Source organism: Xanthomonas sp. PPL134 (genome assembly GCF_040595915.1).
GTDB lineage: Bacteria > Pseudomonadota > Gammaproteobacteria > Xanthomonadales > Xanthomonadaceae > Xanthomonas_A > Xanthomonas_A indica.
Genome location: NZ_JAMDLL010000008.1, coordinates 144532 through 160972 on the forward strand (window position 1 = coordinate 144532; position 16441 = coordinate 160972).

15 protein-coding genes are annotated in these 16441 nt (G+C 71.0%); 8 read left to right on the forward strand and 7 right to left on the reverse strand.

The annotated features are described in order from the left end of the window. Window positions 1-468: 468 nt before the first annotated feature. Window positions 469-1569, reverse strand: a complete 1101-nt coding sequence (locus M3U25_RS15080; protein ID WP_242160309.1) for a branched-chain amino acid aminotransferase — start codon at window positions 1567-1569, stop codon at window positions 469-471. A 108-nt stretch (window positions 1570-1677) separates the two neighbouring features. Continuing rightward, window positions 1678-2229 carry a putative Fe-S cluster assembly protein SufT gene (gene sufT / locus M3U25_RS15085; protein ID WP_355500643.1) on the reverse strand — a complete coding sequence of 184 codons (552 nt, stop codon included), beginning with the start codon at window positions 2227-2229 and terminating at the stop codon, window positions 1678-1680. A gap of 105 nt (window positions 2230-2334) precedes the next feature. On the opposite strand from sufT, the gene M3U25_RS15090 reads away from it, so the two are divergent. After that, window positions 2335-2754: a hypothetical protein gene (locus M3U25_RS15090; RefSeq protein ID WP_242160307.1), complete on the forward strand. Its 420-nt coding sequence runs from the start codon at window positions 2335-2337 to the stop codon at window positions 2752-2754. 203 nt (window positions 2755-2957) lie between these two features. On the opposite strand, the gene M3U25_RS15095 is transcribed toward M3U25_RS15090, so the two are convergent. Together M3U25_RS15095 and M3U25_RS15100 are read right to left on the reverse strand one after the other, a co-directional pair. Further along, the gene (locus tag M3U25_RS15095) at window positions 2958-4427 is read right to left on the reverse strand and encodes an NAD(P)(+) transhydrogenase (Re/Si-specific) subunit beta (protein WP_355500928.1); all 1470 of its coding nucleotides are present in this window, start codon (window positions 4425-4427) and stop codon (window positions 2958-2960) included. 104 nt (window positions 4428-4531) lie between these two features. Further along, window positions 4532-4843, reverse strand: a complete 312-nt coding sequence (locus tag M3U25_RS15100) for an NAD(P) transhydrogenase subunit alpha (RefSeq protein ID WP_010341238.1) — start codon at window positions 4841-4843, stop codon at window positions 4532-4534. A gap of 165 nt (window positions 4844-5008) precedes the next feature. Between M3U25_RS15100 and M3U25_RS15105 the strand changes: the two genes are divergently transcribed. From M3U25_RS15105 to M3U25_RS15115, 3 genes are read left to right on the forward strand one after another with little or no spacing between them, the layout of a single operon-like run. Continuing rightward, window positions 5009-5584, forward strand: a complete 576-nt coding sequence (locus M3U25_RS15105) for an RNA polymerase sigma factor (RefSeq protein WP_242160306.1) — start codon at window positions 5009-5011, stop codon at window positions 5582-5584. Further along, window positions 5581-5982 carry a hypothetical protein gene (locus tag M3U25_RS15110; protein WP_355500638.1) on the forward strand — a complete coding sequence of 134 codons (402 nt, stop codon included), beginning with the start codon at window positions 5581-5583 and terminating at the stop codon, window positions 5980-5982. The genes M3U25_RS15105 and M3U25_RS15110 overlap by 4 nt, the downstream gene beginning before the upstream one ends. A 5-nt stretch (window positions 5983-5987) precedes the next feature. Beyond that, window positions 5988-6488, forward strand: coding sequence for a DUF3106 domain-containing protein (locus M3U25_RS15115; protein ID WP_355500635.1), 501 nt, complete (start codon window positions 5988-5990; stop codon window positions 6486-6488). 303 nt (window positions 6489-6791) lie between these two features. Here the strand turns inward: M3U25_RS15115 and M3U25_RS15120 are convergent, their stop codons facing one another. The 3 genes from M3U25_RS15120 to M3U25_RS15130 all read right to left on the reverse strand — a co-directional run bounded on the left by M3U25_RS15120 (window position 6792) and on the right by M3U25_RS15130 (window position 13178). Beyond that, window positions 6792-7871, reverse strand: a complete 1080-nt coding sequence (locus tag M3U25_RS15120) for an NAD(P) transhydrogenase subunit alpha (protein WP_184502356.1) — start codon at window positions 7869-7871, stop codon at window positions 6792-6794. 546 nt (window positions 7872-8417) lie between these two features. Further along, a complete protein-coding gene (locus tag M3U25_RS15125) occupies window positions 8418-10733 on the reverse strand; it encodes a DUF1631 domain-containing protein (RefSeq protein WP_355500630.1) in 2316 nt (771 codons plus the stop codon). 213 nt (window positions 10734-10946) lie between these two features. After that, window positions 10947-13178: a DUF1631 family protein gene (locus M3U25_RS15130; RefSeq protein ID WP_355500627.1), complete on the reverse strand. Its 2232-nt coding sequence runs from the start codon at window positions 13176-13178 to the stop codon at window positions 10947-10949. 155 nt (window positions 13179-13333) lie between these two features. On the opposite strand from M3U25_RS15130, the gene M3U25_RS15135 reads away from it, so the two are divergent. The 4 genes from M3U25_RS15135 (at window position 13334) to M3U25_RS15150 (ending at window position 16424) form a co-directional block, all read left to right on the forward strand. Beyond that, complete coding sequence (locus M3U25_RS15135; RefSeq protein ID WP_355500624.1) at window positions 13334-13909, forward strand: nitroreductase; 576 nt, start codon at window positions 13334-13336, stop codon at window positions 13907-13909. After that, window positions 13906-14829, forward strand: a complete 924-nt coding sequence (locus M3U25_RS15140) for a 5'-3' exonuclease H3TH domain-containing protein (RefSeq protein ID WP_355500621.1) — start codon at window positions 13906-13908, stop codon at window positions 14827-14829. Before M3U25_RS15135 ends, M3U25_RS15140 begins: the two co-directional genes overlap by 4 nt. A gap of 253 nt (window positions 14830-15082) precedes the next feature. Next, on the forward strand, window positions 15083-15634 hold the full coding sequence (locus M3U25_RS15145; RefSeq protein ID WP_355500618.1) for an NUDIX hydrolase: 552 nt from the start codon (window positions 15083-15085) through the stop codon (window positions 15632-15634). Next, window positions 15627-16424, forward strand: a complete 798-nt coding sequence (locus tag M3U25_RS15150; RefSeq protein WP_355500615.1) for an N-formylglutamate amidohydrolase — start codon at window positions 15627-15629, stop codon at window positions 16422-16424. The genes M3U25_RS15145 and M3U25_RS15150 overlap by 8 nt, the downstream gene beginning before the upstream one ends. Window positions 16425-16441: the final 17 nt, after the last annotated feature.

Below are 16441 nucleotides of genomic sequence, written 5' to 3' on the forward strand. Positions count from 1 at the left end.
CGACCATTCATCGAACCTAGCTCAGTACAAGCGCGTATGGAGCAGGGTGTGACGGAAATCCGTTGTACAAAACAGAGAAGTGCTACGGGATTCGATGTAATAAAGAGATACACACCTCGCTTTTGCTGCAGTGCAGCATGTCAAGACGCCAAACTTGGCAAATCCGGAGCACATTTTTGGCTCCCGCGCGACACAGCGGCAAGAACACGGGACAGCGGAGACGGACACACGGAATGGTCCGCAGGACACCGCTGCGCGTCCGGATGGACACGCCATGTCAAGGGCGGACTCTTATGAGGTCGAGAGGCGTCGGCGCGGCGACGAGCCGCCGAGGCTTCAGGGGCGACAGCGCACCGCAGCGGAGGCCGCCCGCGATGGCCGACGACGTCGTCGTCGGGCCATGCGCCCTGGCGCGTGGTCCGTCCGCCAGGGCCGCCAACGGCCACCCTGGCGCCGGACAGGCCAGGCTCAGCCCAGCCGCACCAGCCAGCCGTGGCGATCGGCGACGCGACCGTACTGGATGTCGGTCAGTTCCTGGCGCAGCGACAGGGTCACCGGGCCGGCCGGCGCGGTCAGGTCGCCCACCGCGAAATCCTTGCCCTTCAGCTGCCCGATCGGGGTCACCACCGCAGCGGTGCCGCAGGCGAACACCTCGGCGATCTCGCCCGAGGCCACGCCGTCGCGCCATTCGTCGATGCTCACCTGCCGCTCCACCACCTGCATGCCGCGGTCGCGGGCCAGTTGCAGGATGCTGTCGCGGGTGATGCCTTCCAGGATGCTGCCCGACAGCGCCGGGGTGACCAGGCTGCCGTCGCGCATCACCAGGAACACGTTCATGCCGCCCAGTTCCTCGATGTACTTGCCCTCGACCGGGTCGAGGAACAGCACCTGCGAGCAGCCCTGCGCCTGCGCCTGCTGCTGCGGCAGCAGCGAGGCGGCATAGTTGCCGCCGCACTTGGCCGCGCCGGTGCCGCCCTTGGCGGCGCGCGCGTAGTCGGTGGACAGCCAGATCGCCACCGGCGCCACGCCCTTGGCGAAATAGGCGCCGGCCGGGCTGGCGATGACGTAGTAGCCGGCCTTCTGCGCGGCGCGCACGCCCAGGAAGGCCTCGTTGGCGATCATGAACGGACGGAAGTACAGGCTGGTCTCCGGTGCCGACGGCACCCACGCCGCGTCGACCGCGATCAGCTGCCGCAGCGACTCCACGAACAGCGCCACCGGCAGTTCCGGCAGCGCCAGGCGCTGCGCCGAGCGCTGCAGGCGCTTGCCGTTGGCCTCCGGACGGAAGGTCCAGATCGAGCCGTCGGCATGGCGGTAGGCCTTGATGCCTTCGAAGATCTCCTGGCCGTAGTGCAGTACCGAGGCGGCCGGATCCAGCGCCAGCGGGCCGTAGGCACGCACTTCGGCGTCGTGCCAGCCCTGCTCGCGGCTCCATTCGATGGCGACCATGTGGTCGGTGAAATAGTTGCCGAAGCCCGGTGCGGCGAGGATCTGCGCGCGCGCCTCGGCGCTGCGCGCGGCGGTGGACGGGATCAGGCGGAACTGCGTGGACGGCTCGGTAGCGGACACCGGGGATTCCTGTGGTAGTCGAGGGATGGCCAGGGCCGCTGCGTCGTGGCGACGGCAGCGGCGGCGCCCGATCGGGCTCCGCACGACGCGCGAGGCGTCGCGCGCGGGTCAGAGCATGCCGGTTTCCAGGCGCGCGGCCTCGGACATCATATGCCGGCCCCATGGCGGATCGAACACCAGCTCGACGTCGGCCTCGGCCACCGTCGGGATCATCTCCAGCTTGCTGCGCACGTCGTCGACCAGGATCTCGCCCATGCCGCAGCCGGGCGCGGTCAGGGTCATCTTGACCTCGACGGTGCGCTGGCCGTCCTCGCGTGCGTGCATGGTCACGTCGTAGATCAGCCCCAGATCGACGATGTTGAACGGGATCTCGGGGTCGAAGCAGGTGCGCAGCTGTTGCCAGATCAGGGCCTCGACCTGCTCGTCGCCGGCGTCCTCGGGCAGTTCCAGCCCCGGCGGCGACTCCTTGCCGATGGCGTCGCCGTCCTTGCCGGCGATGCGGAACAGGTTGCCCTCCACGAACACCGTGTAGCTGCCGCCCAGGGCCTGGGTGATGTAGCCGTAGCTGCCGGCCGGCAGGGTCACCGCGTCGCCCTGCGGCACCATCACCGCCGCGCAATCGCGTTCGAATTGGACAGGTTCGCTGCTGCGTGAGTACATGGGGGCGATATGGGGCCAGGCCCCGCCGGTGCAAGTCGTGCAGTTTATCCGAGTGCGCGGGGCGCGCGCCGGAAGTATCCTGTACGTCTTCTCCGGGAACATCGAATGCCGCCTTCCTCCCCGCCGGCCAGGCCCTCGCACTGGCTGTGGCCCCTGCTGCTCGCCATGGGCTGTTTCACCGCGCTGATCGCCTGGTTGCTGGTGGCGCTGTCGCTGGGTCGCCAGGCCGGCTGGATGGCCGTGGTGGTGGCGCTGGAGATCGCCTGGATGCTGCGCCTGGGCAACCTGCCGCGCGGCCCGCTGCGCATCGCCGTGGCGATGCTGGCCACGGTACTGGTGATCGTGGCCGCCAACTGGGGCATCGCCGCCGCGCAGATGGGCGCGGGCCTGGGCCTGAACGTGTGGGACTCGTCGCTGAAGATGGGCGCCCACTACGCCTGGACCCTGACCCGGCTGGCCAACAGCCCCGGCGATCTGCTGTGGCTGGGCATCGGCGTGGCCACGGCGTATTTCAGCGCGCGCTGAGCCGAGGCCCGGGTCGCGGCGGATGCTGCTGGTCGGGCGACGGTCGTCTGGCCGGGAACGCCCTAGCCGATGCGCCGCGAAGCGCGGCGTTTGCAGGCGCGGCGCTTGTCCCCTTTGTGGGATCAGCTACGACAGGCCTTACCGGTGATGCCTGTCGCGGCTGAAGCCGCTCCTACGGTTCCTGCAGCCGCCCTTGCACCGGCTCAATGCCCGCCGCCGTCCAGCGCCTTCAACTCGCTGACCAGGGCGCCGGCGGCCTCGGCGCCGTCGCCATAGAGCATGCGGGTGTTGTCGGCATAGAACAGCGCGTTCTCGATGCCGGCGAAGCCGGTGCCCTTGCCGCGCTTGATGACGATGACGTTCCTGGAATTGACCACGTCCAGGATCGGCATGCCGTAGATCGGGCTGGCCGGGTCGGTCTTGGCGACCGGGTTGACCACGTCGTTGGCACCGATCACCAGCGACACGTCGGTGCTGGCGAACTCGGGGTTGATGTCGTCCATGTCGGCGATCAGGTCGTAGGGCACGCCGGCCTCGGCCAGCAGCACGTTCATGTGCCCGGGCATGCGCCCGGCCACCGGGTGGATGGCGAACTTGACCTTGACCCCGCGTTCGATCAGCCGCTGCGCCAGCTCCCAGATCTTGTGCTGGGCCTGCGCCACCGCCATGCCGTAGCCGGGCACGATCACCACGCGCTCGGCATAGGCCATCATCGCCGCCACGTCGCCGGCCTCGATCGGCTTCTGGCTGCCGGCGATCGCCTGCGCCTGGCCACCGCCACCGAAGTTGGAGAACAGCACGCCGCGGATCGGCCGGTTCATCGCCTTGGCCATCAGCCGGGTCAGCAGGATGCCGGCCGCGCCGACCATCATGCCGGCGATGATCAGCGCCTCGTTGCCGAGCACGTAACCTTCGAACGCCACCGCCAGGCCGGTGAAGGCGTTGTACAGCGAGATCACCACCGGCATGTCGGCGCCGCCGATCGGCAGCGTCATCAGCACGCCCAGGGCCAGCGCCAGCACGAAGAACAGCACGATCGCCAGCGGACTCAGGCTGATCGCGGCCCAGGTGCCCACGCCCAGCATCGCCACGCACACCAGCAGGTTGAACGCCTGCTGCGCGGGGAAGGTGACGCGCTTGTCCAGGCGCCCGTCGAGCTTGGCCCAGGCGATGATCGAGCCGGACAGCGACACCGCGCCGATCGCCGAGCCGATCACCGCCAACGCGAGTGTCGTCGCATCGGGCTGGCGCGCGGCCAGCGCGGCGATCGCGGCCTCGCTCCAGTGCGTGGTATCGCGGCGCATCAGGAACGAGAAGCGCAGCAGTTCCACCGCGCCGATCGCCGCCGCCGAGCCGCCGCCCATGCCGTTGTACAGCGCGACCATCTGCGGCATGTCGGTGATCGCCACCTTCTTGGCCGAGATCCACGCCGCGGCGGTGCCGAGCACGATCGCCAGCACGATCAGCGGCAGGTTGTGCAGGCCCGGCAGCAGGAAGGTGGCGGCGGTCGCCAGCAGCATGCCGAAGCCGGCCCAGCGGATGCCGCTGCGCGCGGTCCTGGGCGAGGCCATGCGCTGCAGGCCGAGCAGGAACAGGGTGGCGGCGACCAGGTAGCTGCTCTTGATCAGGATCGGCAACAGTTCCATCAGCAGGCGTGCTCCGAAAAAGGACATCTGCCCGAGCGGCAGCAAGTGGGACAGAAAGACCAGCGCGATGCCGAGCAACGCGAGCAAGGCGACCACGGCCAGCGCCGCGGCGATGCGCCGCTGCCGCGCATTCAATCCTTGGCCTTGGTCTTGGCGGCGTCCGGCTTGCTGGACTTGAACATGTCCAGCATGCGCTCGGTCACCACGTAGCCGCCGGCGGCGTTGCCGGCGCCGAGCAGCACCGCGACGAAGCCGATGGCCTTTTCCAGCGTCGTGTCGGCATGGCCCAGCACCACCATCGCGCCGATCAGCACGATGCCGTGGATGAAGTTGGAACCGGACATCAGCGGGGTGTGCAGGATCACCGGCACCCGCGAGATGATCACGTGCCCGGCAATGGCCGCCAGCATGAAGATGTACAAGGCCACGAACCCGTCGCTCATCGCACTGTTCTCCCGGGCGCCGCGCCCGTCCGCCGCATCATAACCGCGTGCTGAACCGCTGTGCGATGCCGCCCTGCCGTTGCGCGGAGGCGATGGGCGACGGCCGGTCAACCGCGACGGCCGCGGCGCGTTTACCACGGCATCCCCCTGCCAGGAAGCTAAGCTGTGCTGGTGAGCACGCCTGCCCTCGCCCCGCCGTCGACCGATGCCGATCCCGAACAGCGCCCGCTGCCGGCGTCGCTGGACGCGTTCCTGGCCGAGATCGGGCCGCGCGCGTTCCGCTTCGCCGAAGCCGGCCTGCGCCAGCGCGAGGACGCACTGGATGCGGTGCAGGACGCGATGATCAAGCTGCTGGCCTACCGCGAGCGCCCGGCGCAGGAGTGGACGCCGCTGTTCTGGAGCATCCTGCGCCGGCGCATCATCGACCTGCAGCGTCGCCGCCATTTCCGCCTACGCTTTTGGGCACCGAACAGCGAGCGCGACGCGGACAGCCCGCCGGACTGGGCCGACGACGGCCCCAATCCGTCCGAGCAGCACGAGCGCCGCCAGACCCATGCGCGGCTGGTGACGGCACTGCGTGCACTGCCGGCCCGGCAGCGCGAGGCCTTCACCCTGCGCGTGCTGGAAGAGCTGGACGTGGCCACCACCGCACGCGCGATGGGCTGCTCGGAAGGCTCGGTGAAAACCCATCTGTCGCGCGCCCGCGAGGCGCTGCAGAAACATCTGGAGGACGTCCGATGACATCCGATCCCATCCGCCCGGCGGATTTCGACACGCAGATGCGCGCCGTGCACCAGGCCGGCCTGCAGGCCCTGCCCGCGCCGACCCTGGCGCGGCTGCGTGCGGCGCGCCGGCAGGCCAGCCAGACACACACAGCACCGGGCCGTCGCTGGGGCTGGCTGCTGGCAGCGGTGCCGGCGCTGCTCGGTGCGGCACTGGGCGTGCACCTGTTGCTGCGCCCTGCCCCGTCGGTGTCGACCACCACCGCCAGCGTCGCTGCCGGCACGACCGCGGCCGCGACCACACCGTCGTATGCCGGCGCGACCGCCGACACCGACCAGGCCGCGACCGCGATGCTCGACGAAAATCCCGACCTGTACCTGTGGCTGGGCTCCGATACCTCGCTGGCAATGGAATGAACCCGATGACTCGCCTGATCCGTCTCTCCCTGGCGCTGGCGCTGCTGGCCGGCAGCGTCGTCCCGGTCGCTTTTGCCGCCCCGCCCCCGCCGGGACCGCCGCCACCGCCCCCCGCCGCCGACCGCGACGACGACGCCGGCCCACCGCTGCCCGACTGGGAACACCTGAGCCCTCAGCAGCGCGAGTTGCTGATCGCGCCGCTGCGCCAGCGCTGGAACGACACCCCGCAGCAACGCCGGCGCATGTTCGAACACGCGCAACGCTGGCAGTCGATGACCCCGGAGCAACGCGACCAAGCGCGCAAGGGTGCGCGTCGCTACGAGGACATGAGCCCGCAACAGCGCGAGGAAGCGCGGGTGCTGTTCGACCGCATGCGGGCGCTGCCGCCGGAGCAGCGCAAGGCATTGCGCGACCGCTGGGAAGCGATGACGCCGGCGCAACGCGCCGCCTGGATCCGCGCCAATGCCGGCCCGGACGACCGGCCGCCGCCCGATGCGTCCCGGTAAGCGAACCGCGGCGCCGGCCCAAGCCTGATGCGCATGGCGCTCGCGTCCTCGCATCGCCGGGTGCTGCGCATGGACTCCAGCGCCGCAGACATCACCTCGTAGGAGCGGCTTCAGCCGCGAGGGCGTTGCCGGTAAACCCGGTCGCGGCTGGAAGCCCTCCTACGGAACGCTTCCCGGAGTCGCCCTCCAGGCGCGACGCGGCGTTTTCGGTAGTGCCCGTCGCGGCTGAAGCCGCTCCTACACGGGCTACCGTGCCGGCAGATCAGCGCCGACCGAGCCGGCGCCCAACCGTCGCGGCCGCGCTCACGCCGTCCAGCGCGTCTTCGCCAGCAGTTCGTCGTTCCAGTCGTAGGCGATCGCGCCGTCCTTCAGGAACAGGGCGACGAAGTTGTAGACGTTGCGCGCGTACATTTCGCTGGCATGCACCGCGCCCATGCTGGCCAGGTCCAGCGGACCGGCGATGGTCACGCCGGCGTGTTCGAGGGTCTCGCCCGGCCGGGTCAGTTCGCAGTTGCCGCCGGTCTCGGCGGCCAGGTCCACCACCACGCTGCCGGGCTTCATCCCGGCGACCATCGCCGCGCTGAGGATCTTCGGCGCCGGCCGCCCCGGCACCGCGGCGGTGCACACCACCACGTCGATGCCCTTCAGGTGCTCGGCCAGGCGGCGCTGCTGCTCCGCGCGTTCGTCGTCGGTGAGTTGCCGCGCGTAGCCGCCCTCGCCGGCGGCGCTGACCCCGAGATCGAGGAATTTGCCGCCCAGCGATTCGATCTGCTCGCGGGTTTCCGGGCGCACGTCGAAGCCCTCCACCTGCGCGCCCAGGCGCTTGGCGGTGGCGATGGCCTGCAGGCCGGCCACGCCGGCGCCGACGATCAGCACCTTGGACGGGCGGATGGTGCCGGCCGCGGTGGTCAGCATCGGGAAAAAGCGCGGCGCCAACTGCGCGGCGATCAGGGTCGCCTTGTAACCGGCCATGCCGGCCTGCGAGCTGAGCACGTCCATCGCCTGCGCGCGGGTGGTGCGCGGCAGCCGCTCCAGCGGGAAGGCTACCAGTTGCCGGGCCTGCAACGCCGCCGCACGCGCCGGATCGGCCTGCGGCTGCAGGATGCCGACCACGCCGGCGCCTTCCTTGAGCTGCTCCAGCGCCAGCGCCGGCAACGGCTGCACGCACAGCACCAGATCCGCCTGCGCCGGGCTGTCGGCATCGGCCAGGCTGGCGCCAGCGGCCAGATACGCGTCATCGACGAACCCGGCCGACACCCCCGCTTGCGGCTCGACCCGCACCTGCGCGCCCAGCGCGACCAATTTCTTGACCGTCTCCGGCGTGGCCGCCACGCGGCGTTCGCCCTGCGCCGACTCCTTCACCACCAGCACCTGCACTGCCATGCGATTCCCCGTGCCTTGCCCGTCGTCCGCGCCGATCCTACAGGGTCCGCAAGCCAGGTGGAGGCGCGCCGCCCGCCAGGCGGACGTCGGTGGACAGGCGCGCTGGCGATGCGGACGCGATGGCACCCCTGCGGGTCGCGTCAGTGCAGGCGCACGCTCTGACGATGGCGGCCGGGCGCCTCGCCGAGTCGGATGTGACGCGGCTTGCCAGCAAACGCGCATCGCCGAATGCGAGGACCAACGTGGATCGATGGTGCGCAGGCGCGGCGTCAGCCGCGACCGGCAGAGCGAGGAAACCCGGTCGCGACGGAGGCGACCTCCTAGAGCTAGGTGATGCCCACGGATAGGAACGGCTTGAGTTGCGACGGGCATTCCCGGGAATGCCCGTCGCGGCGGAAGCCGTTCCTACGATCGCGATGGCCTGCCGGCTAACAGCCGACAGAAGCGCAGGGTTCGTGATGCGCTGACGCCGCCAATACGGGCAGCCGAGCTGCACGTGACACGCGCGACGCCACGGCCGCAATCGCCCGCGCCGCCGCGGTGCCCTCAGTGCAAGGTCGCGCTGTGCGGATCCAGGCGATCGATCACGCCCTGCATGGCGCTGTCGAAGGCACCGTCGTCGACGTGGGCGCGCAGCCGGCCCAGCCGCACCATCACCGCCAGTTCTTCCGGCGAGGCCACGCAGAAGCGCACGCCGCGCCGGTTGACGAACAGCAGCCGCGACGAGATCGGGCTCACCCACGACAGCTTGCCGGCCTGCATCTTGCCGTCGCGGTCGACGAAATCCAGCCAGGTGCCGATCGGCATCGCGCGGAAGCGGTCGGCGTCGGCGTTGTCGAAATCGTCCATGGTCTGCGCCGGCGCCACTTCCACCGGCTGCGCCTCCTGCACCGGCGGCTGCGGCAGCGCCACCTGCGGCAGTTCCGGCAGCGGCCGCTCCAGTTCCGGGCGCAGTTCGGCCACCGCCTGCAGCGTGTCGTGCAGCGCATCGATCGCCGCCGCGGCGGCCTCGGCATGCAGGCCGACGCTGGCGAAGACGCGCTGCAACGCGCCCTGCCAGGCCTGCAACCAGGGCTTGCCGACGATGTGCCGCTGCGCCTCGGCAGCTTCCTCGAGCAGGCCGTCGGCCAGCGCCAGCGCATCGCGCACGCCGGGACCGCCCTCGCCTTCGCGCAGCATCGCCATGGTCAGGTGGTGCTGCCACGGCTGGCGCAGGAAATCCTGCAGCGCCTGCGGCAACTGCCGGCCCTGCAGGCGCACCTGCAATTCTGCGTCGGCGCGCTGCCGCGCCAGTTCCAGCTTCTCCTGCCCGCGCTGGGTCTCGGCGGCGCGGCGCTCAGCGATCTCGATGCGGCGGCGATGCTGCATCAGGAAATCGCGGAATTCCTCTTCCAGGGTCAGGAAGATCGCCAGGTTCTCGTTGAACTCGGCCACCAGCCGATCGATGATCTCCTCGACCTTGCCCATCAGCACGCGCTCGGCCTGGCTCTCGCCGGTGTTGCCCTCGCAGGCCTCGGCCAGCGAGTTGAGCAGGCGCCGCGCCGGGTGGGTCTTCTGCACGAACATGCGCCGGTCCAGCAGCGCGACCTTGACGAACGGCACCACCAGCCGACCGATCAGTTCGCGCGAGCGGCCTTCCAGGTCGCGCTCGTCGAGCATCACGTCGAACAGCATGCCGACCAGGTCGATCGCGTCCTCGTCGACCGGATCCAGCCGTGCATGCGCCGGGTCCACGCCGAACTGGGTGGCGTTGGACAGCACCTCGCTCTTGAGCCGCTGCGCCAGCGACTCGCTGTCGTCGCCGATCGCCGCGCGCAGCGTGGCGCTGGGCGTGGCCTGCAGCAGCGAGAGCACCGACATCATCTCGCGCTGGCTCAGCGGCCGCTGCTGGCCGACCGCAGCGGTCGCCGCGGACGTGGCACTCTCGCGCGCGTTGCGGGTCTGCTGCAGCAGCTCGTGCAGCGCCTCCAGCAACACGCCCTGGCTGCCGCCGGGCAGGCGCGCCTCGGCGCCCTCGTAGCGCTCGCCGGCCTGCAGGCTGCCGCGGCGCTCGGCCCACCGGTTGACGAAGCGGTTGGCCCAGGCCGGTGCGTAGTGTTCTTCCTCCTCGCCCAGCTCGGCACCGACGCCGGCATCGGCCGGCGCGCCGGGCTCGCGCGGCGGGCGCTGCTCCGGTGGCGGCGTGCGCCGCGGCGGCGGCGTCCGTGGCCGCGAGATCTCCGGCATCACCCCGGCCTGGGCCAGGCTGTCGTCCAGGTCCTGGTAGAGCTTGCCGACCCCGGCGATGAAGTCGCGCTCGCACAGCTTGATCAGCACCAGCCGCACTTCCGGGGCCAGGTCGCTGGTGGAGAACGCGGCATGCACGGCCACGCCGATGTGTTCGGGGCCGATCGGATTGGTGTCCGCATCCAGTTCCAGGCCGCCGGCGATCCAGCCCAGGCGCCGGTCGATGCGGGTCAGCACCGGCTTCCACTCGCGCAGCAGCACGCTGGCCAGGTTGCGCACCGCCAGCCGCGATTCCAATTCGTGTTCGGAGATCAGGCTCAGGCCCTGCCCGTAGCCGGCCAGGGCGACCTCGGCCGACAGCGGCGCGCCGGCCTCCAGCGCCTCCCAGGCGGTGTGCAATTGCGCGCGGAAGCGCGCGGCGATCTCGTCGCGGCGGCGCCGCAGTTCGCGCATGCCGTCCAGGAACAGCAGCTGCGACGCGCCGGCGCTCTCGGCGCGGTCGAACAGCACATCGTCGAAATGCGCCAGCGCCGCGGCGAAGGCCTGGCCCAGCACCGGCAGCATGCCCTCGCGCGCCTGCGTCAACAGGCGCGGATCACGCGCCGGGTGTGCGTGCGGGCTGGGGCTGAAACTCATGCGCGACGGCTCCGCGCCATGGACGGCGCCAGATAGAAGAATGGTGTAGGACGAACAGACGCGGCCCCTGTTTCCGCTCCTGCATGGTAGGCAAGGTAGCTGAATGTCGACCGTGATGGGCTACGCATTTCTCGCTCCAGAACGTGACACCGAGCAGGATCGTAGGGCGTGGCAGCGTAACCGCGCGTGCAGCGCGGCCTGAATACGCCCCACTCAGGCCGCAACCGCCACCCGTTCCAGGCGGTCGACCGCGCCCTGCATGGCACTGTAGAAGGCATCGTCGTCTCGGTGCAGGCGCAGCCGGTCCAGCCGCGCCATCACCGCCAGCGCCTCGGCCGAGGCGACGCACAGGCGCCCGCCGCGACGGTTGACGAACAGCAGGCGCGCCGAGATCGGACTCACCCAGGTCAGCTTGCCGGGCTGCACGCGGCCTTCGCGATCGACGAAATCCAGCCAGGTGCCCAGCGGCAGGGTGCGGAAGTAATCGGCGGTGATGTGGTCGAAATCGGTGGGCTGGGCCGGCTCCGGCAGCGCCGGCACGGTCTCGGCGGCAGGCGGCTCGGGCGCCTCCACGCTGGCAACGGGCAGCGCGGCCTGCAACGGCCGCGCGTGCGCCAGGTCGTCCAGCGCGGTGTGCAGGGACTGCCAGGCGGCCTCGGCGGCCGCCGCGTCCAGGCCGATGCTGGTCCACAGCCGGGTCAGCTCGGCGCGCTGCGGCTGCAGCCAGCCCTCCAGCGGCGCCGCACCGGCCTGGGCCTGGCGGCACTGCGCCAGCACCGCATCGCCCAGCGCCAGCGCCGCGGCGAGCGCGCTGCCCTGGCCGTCGTCGCGCAGGGCCGACTGCTGCACGTACTGGCACCAGGACTGGCGCAGGAAGGCATCGATCGGCGGCGGCAGGATCAGGTCGTCGCCGGCCTGCTGCAGCAGTTCGTGCACGGCCTGCGCGGCGCGCTGGCGGGCGACCTCGCGGCGCTCCTCCGCCCGCTGCAGTTCGGACGCGCGGCGCTCGGCGATCTCCACCCGGCGCCGGTACTGCTCGTAAGCGCTGCCGAACTCGGCCTCCAGCGCCAGGAACACCGCCAGGTGCTCGTCGAAATCGCGCACCACCCGCTCCACCGCCGCCTGCGCCTGCGCCAGCAGCGCCTGCTCCGGGCCGGTGCTGCCGGCATTGCCGTCGCAGGCGTCGGCCAGCAGGTTGAGCAGACGCCGCGCCGGATGCCCGTCGCGCACGAACAGGCGGCCGTCGATCAGCGCGACCTTGGCCATCGGCACCAGCATCTGGCCCAGCAGTTCGCGCTGCGCCGGCTGCAGCACGCATTCCTCGAGCATCACGTCGAACAGCAGGCCGACCAGATCCAGCGTGTCGGCGTCGGCCGGGTCCAGGCAGGTGCTCGCCGGATCCAGACCGAGCGAGGCGCCGACGCTGGCGATCTGGCGGCGCAGGCCCTGGGCCAGCGGCCCGCCGTGCTCGCAGACGGCGGCGAACCCGGCCAGGGGCATGGTCTGCAGCAGCGACAGCACCGACAGCACCTCGCGCGGCGACAGGCAGCGCCGCCCATCGCCCGCGCCCGCGTCCGGCTGCGCCTCGTGCAGCAGCGCGCGCAGCGCCGGCGGCAGGACGTCCTGCTCGTTGCGCGCATGCGCATCCAGCGCGCGCGCGGCACGGCGCTGCGCCGCCGACAGCGGCGCGGCGGTCTCCCAGTTCTCGAAGAAGCGGCTGATCCAGTCCGGCGCCGCCTCGTCCTCGCTCGCGCCCAGGCGCGGGATGGCGCGGCGGCGCGGGCGTCCGCTGGGCAGGGCGCGGGCGCGCGCAACCTGGTTCAGGCGCTGCTCCAGTTGCGCATACAGCTCGCCGACGCGCTCCTGCAGTTCCTGCTCGCAGATCTTGACGATCGCCAGTTGCACCTGCGGCGCCAGCACCAGCCCGTGCAGCGCCGCGTACACCGCCGCGCCCACGTGCTCGGGGCCGAACGGGTTGTTGTCGGCATCGATGCGCTGGCCGCCGGCGATGAAGCCGAGGAACCGGTTCAGCCGCATCAGTTCCGGCCGCCAGCGGTGCTGGATCGCGCCGGCCAGGTTACGCACCGCCAGGCGCACGTCCAGTTCCTGCTCCGAGACCAGGCTCAGATCGCCGCGCTCACGCGCCAGGCTGCGCTCCACCGACAGCGGGCGACCGGCCTCCAGCGCCTGCCACGCCTGGGCCAGGTGCGCACGGAAACGCGCGGCGATCGGCTCGCGCTGCTGGCGCAGCAACTGGATCGCCTCGAAATAGTCGTTCTGGGTCGGCCCGGCGCGCTCGGCCATGCGGAACAGCGCCTCGGCCAGCACATCTAGCACCTCGCCGAAGGCACCGGCGAGCGGGACCGACACCACATCCCGGACCTGCTCGAGCAGATCCGCGTTGCGGCTGGGCGACAACTCTTCAGCGTATTCAGCAAGGGTCATGGCAGTGTGATACGCAGGCAGCAGTGAGACCGACGTCAATTCGGAAGCTAGCGGCAGATCAGCAACGCAACGTGATTGTCCGTGTAACTGCGGCATCCGCTGCCGCCTGCGAGCGCGCGACTATAATTTCGCGCCCGCCCCACGGAATCGAGACTATGCGCACAATTCATTCGCTGCAAGCGCTGGATGCGCGCCGTTCGGTGCCATCCAAGCAACTCGGCGAGCCGGGACCGGACGCGGACACGCTGCTGGCCATGCTGCAGTCGGCGGTTCGTGTCCCCGATCACGGAAAGCTGGTGCCGTTCCGCTTCCTGCGCATTGCCGGCCCGGCGCGCCAGGCATTGGGCGACATCCTCGCCGAGCGCACCGTGCAGCGCGATCCGGGCGCCTCGCCGGCGGCAGTGGAAAAGGACCGCGAACGCTTCGCGCATGCGCCGGTCGTGATCGCGGTGATCACCTGCCTGCAGCGCGGGCACAAGGTGCCGGAAATCGAACAGTGGCTGACCGCCGGGTCGGTGTGCTTCGCGCTGCTGCAGGCGGCGCAGGCCTATGGCTTCGGCGCGCAATGGCTGACCGGCTGGATGGCCTATGACGAAATAGTGACCGCGCGGTTGGGTTTGGCCGAGCACGAGCACATCGCCGGCTTCATTCACATCGGCACCGCCGGCATCGACGCCCCGGAGCGCGAGCGGCCGGATCCGCGCGCGCTGCTCAGCGACTGGACGCCGTGAACGCAGGCCTGTCCCTGTCGCGGCCGCTGTACCTGGTCGACGCCAGCCTGTACGTGTTCCGCGCCTGGCACTCGATTCACGACGAGTTCCAGGACGCGCAGGGCTGGCCGACCAACGCAGTGCACGGCTTCGCCCGCTTCCTGCTCGACCTGCTCGAGCGCGAACGCCCGCAGCACATCGTGATCGCCTTCGACGAAGCGCTGGACAGTTGCTTCCGGCACCGCCTGTACACCGCCTACAAGGCCAACCGCGCGCCGGCGCCGGATGCGCTGCGCCGCCAGTTCGCGCACTGCAAGGCGCTGTGCGCAGCCTTGGGCCTGGGCGTGCTGGCGCACCACGACTACGAGGCCGACGACCTGATCGGCAGCGCCCTGCATCGCGCGCGCGGCGACGGCTTCCACGGCGTGATCGTCTCCGCCGACAAGGACCTGTCGCAGTTGCTGCTGGAATTCGACGAGCAATGGGACTACGGCCGCGGCCAGCGCTGGGGCGCGGCCGGGGTCAAGGCACGCCACGGCGTGCATGCGCACCAGATCGCCGACTATCTGGCGTTGACCGGCGATGCGATCGACAACATTCCCGGAGTCACCGGCATCGGCGCCAAGTCGGCGGCGATCCTGCTGGCGCATTTCGGCGACCTGGACACGCTGCTGGCGCGGGTCGACGAAGTGGCGTTCCTGCGCCTGCGCGGTGCCGCGCAGATGGCCGTGCGCCTGCGCGAGCAGCGCGAACACGCGCTGCTGTGGCGGCAGTTGACCACCATCGCCCTGGACGCGCCGCTGCACACCGCCGCGGCGGATTTCGCCCGCGGCGCGGCCGACGCCGCCATGCTGCAGGGCCTGTGCGAGGCGCTGCGTTTCGGGCCGCTGACCCGGCGCCGGCTGCTGCAGGCCGCCGGCCTGGAGCTTGCGGCCGGCTGAGCGCCGCGCTCGCCGCCACGCGCGACGGCGCCGCTGGCCCGGCGCGGGGATGCCCTTCGAGGCGAGAGGCAGCCGCAGTGCTCGGCACGCCGAGGCCGTGGCGCTCAGGGACACCGTGGCTCCGGTTCCGCGTCGCGCCCGCCGCACCGCAGGCCGCGCATCAAAAACACATCGCACGCTCTACACTGCACCGCATCGCCGGACCGCGCCGTGCGCGACCGCGCCTTCTTCCTCCGCTACCTGCGAGCTGCCCATGCCCCGCCATGATTCCCCGCCCCGCATCGTCTACGAAGGCAAGTACCAGCGCATGGTCGTGCGCGGCACCTGGGAGTATTCCGAACGCGTGCATGCCGGCGGCCTGGCCGCGATCATCGTGGCGGTCACGCCGGACGACGAGGTGTTGTTCGTCGAACAGTTCCGCGTGCCGCTGCAGGCGCGCACCATCGAGATGCCGGCCGGCCTGGTCGGCGACATCGATGCCGGCGAATCGATCGAAGTATCGGCAGTGCGCGAGCTGGAGGAGGAGACCGGCTGGACCGCCGACCACGCCGAGGTGCTGCTGATCGGCCCGACCTCGGCCGGCGCCAGCAACGAGAAGATCGCCTTCGTGCGCGCCAGCGGCCTGCGCAAGGTCGGCAACGGCGGCGGCGACGCCAGCGAGGACATCACCGTGCATTCGGTGCCGCGCACGCGCGCTGCCGCGTGGCTGGTGCAGAAGATGGGCGAAGGCTACGCGCTGGACGCGAAACTGTGGGCCGGCCTGTGGATGATCGAACACGAGCTCGACGGTACGCCGCGTGGCTGAGGCATCCGTTTCCGATCTGCCACCGCTGCTGGGTGCCGACGACCCGGCGGTGTTCCGCATCCACCGCCCGCACGGCAGCTCGCCGTTCGTGCTGCTGGCCGACCATGCCGGGCAGGCGGTGCCGCGCGCGCTGCACGGCCTCGGCCTGGCGCAGGCGGAACTGGACCGGCACATCGGCTGGGACATCGGCATCGCCGGCACCACCCGTGCGCTGTCGGCGCTGCTCGACACCTGGGCGATCGAGCAGACCTACTCGCGGCTGCTGATCGACTGCAACCGCCCGCTGGCCTCGCCGACGCTGATCCCGCCTGTCAGCGACCGCACCGTGGTGCCGGGCAACGCCGGGCTCACGGCGACGCAGCGGCAGCAGCGCATCGATGCCGTGCACGCGCCCTACCACGCGCGCATCGCCGCCGAACTGGACGCGCGCCGCGCCGCCGCGCGGCCCACACTGCTGGTGATGATGCACAGCTTCACCCCGGCGCTGGACGGCGTGCCGCGGCCCTGGCATGCCGGCGTGCTGTATCACCGCGACACCCGCTTCGCCCACGCGCTACTGCAGGCGCTGCGCGAGGAAGACGACCTGCTGGTCGGCGACAACGCACCGTACACGGTCAGCGACAGCAGCGACTACGCGGTGCCCGTGCACGGCGAAGGCCGCGGCCTGCCGCACGTGGAACTGGAGATCCGCCAGGACCTGATCGCCGACGCCGCCGGCCAGCAGGCCTGGGCGCAACGGCTGGCGCGGATCTTCACCACGCTGCAGCCACAGTTGCTGGCGCTGGGCTAGGGCGGAACGCCGGCTCG

Bases quoted from the DNA above. Each gene is read 5' to 3' on its own strand.
- M3U25_RS15115 (WP_355500635.1), top strand. From the start codon at position 5,988: ATGACTCGCCTGATCCGTCTCTCCCTGGCGCTGGCGCTGCTGGCCGGC.
- M3U25_RS15135 (WP_355500624.1), top strand. From the start codon at position 13,334: ATGCGCACAATTCATTCGCTGCAAGCGCTGGATGCGCGCCGTTCGGTG.
- sufT (WP_355500643.1), bottom strand. From the start codon at position 2,229: ATGTACTCACGCAGCAGCGAACCTGTCCAATTCGAACGCGATTGCGCG.
- M3U25_RS15130 (WP_355500627.1), bottom strand. From the start codon at position 13,178: ATGACCCTTGCTGAATACGCTGAAGAGTTGTCGCCCAGCCGCAACGCG.
- M3U25_RS15100 (WP_010341238.1), bottom strand. From the start codon at position 4,843: ATGAGCGACGGGTTCGTGGCCTTGTACATCTTCATGCTGGCGGCCATT.
- M3U25_RS15090 (WP_242160307.1), top strand. From the start codon at position 2,335: ATGCCGCCTTCCTCCCCGCCGGCCAGGCCCTCGCACTGGCTGTGGCCC.
- M3U25_RS15125 (WP_355500630.1), bottom strand. From the start codon at position 10,733: ATGAGTTTCAGCCCCAGCCCGCACGCACACCCGGCGCGTGATCCGCGC.
- M3U25_RS15095 (WP_355500928.1), bottom strand. From the start codon at position 4,427: ATGTCCTTTTTCGGAGCACGCCTGCTGATGGAACTGTTGCCGATCCTG.
- M3U25_RS15145 (WP_355500618.1), top strand. From the start codon at position 15,083: ATGCCCCGCCATGATTCCCCGCCCCGCATCGTCTACGAAGGCAAGTAC.
- M3U25_RS15110 (WP_355500638.1), top strand. From the start codon at position 5,581: ATGACATCCGATCCCATCCGCCCGGCGGATTTCGACACGCAGATGCGC.
- M3U25_RS15120 (WP_184502356.1), bottom strand. From the start codon at position 7,871: ATGGCAGTGCAGGTGCTGGTGGTGAAGGAGTCGGCGCAGGGCGAACGC.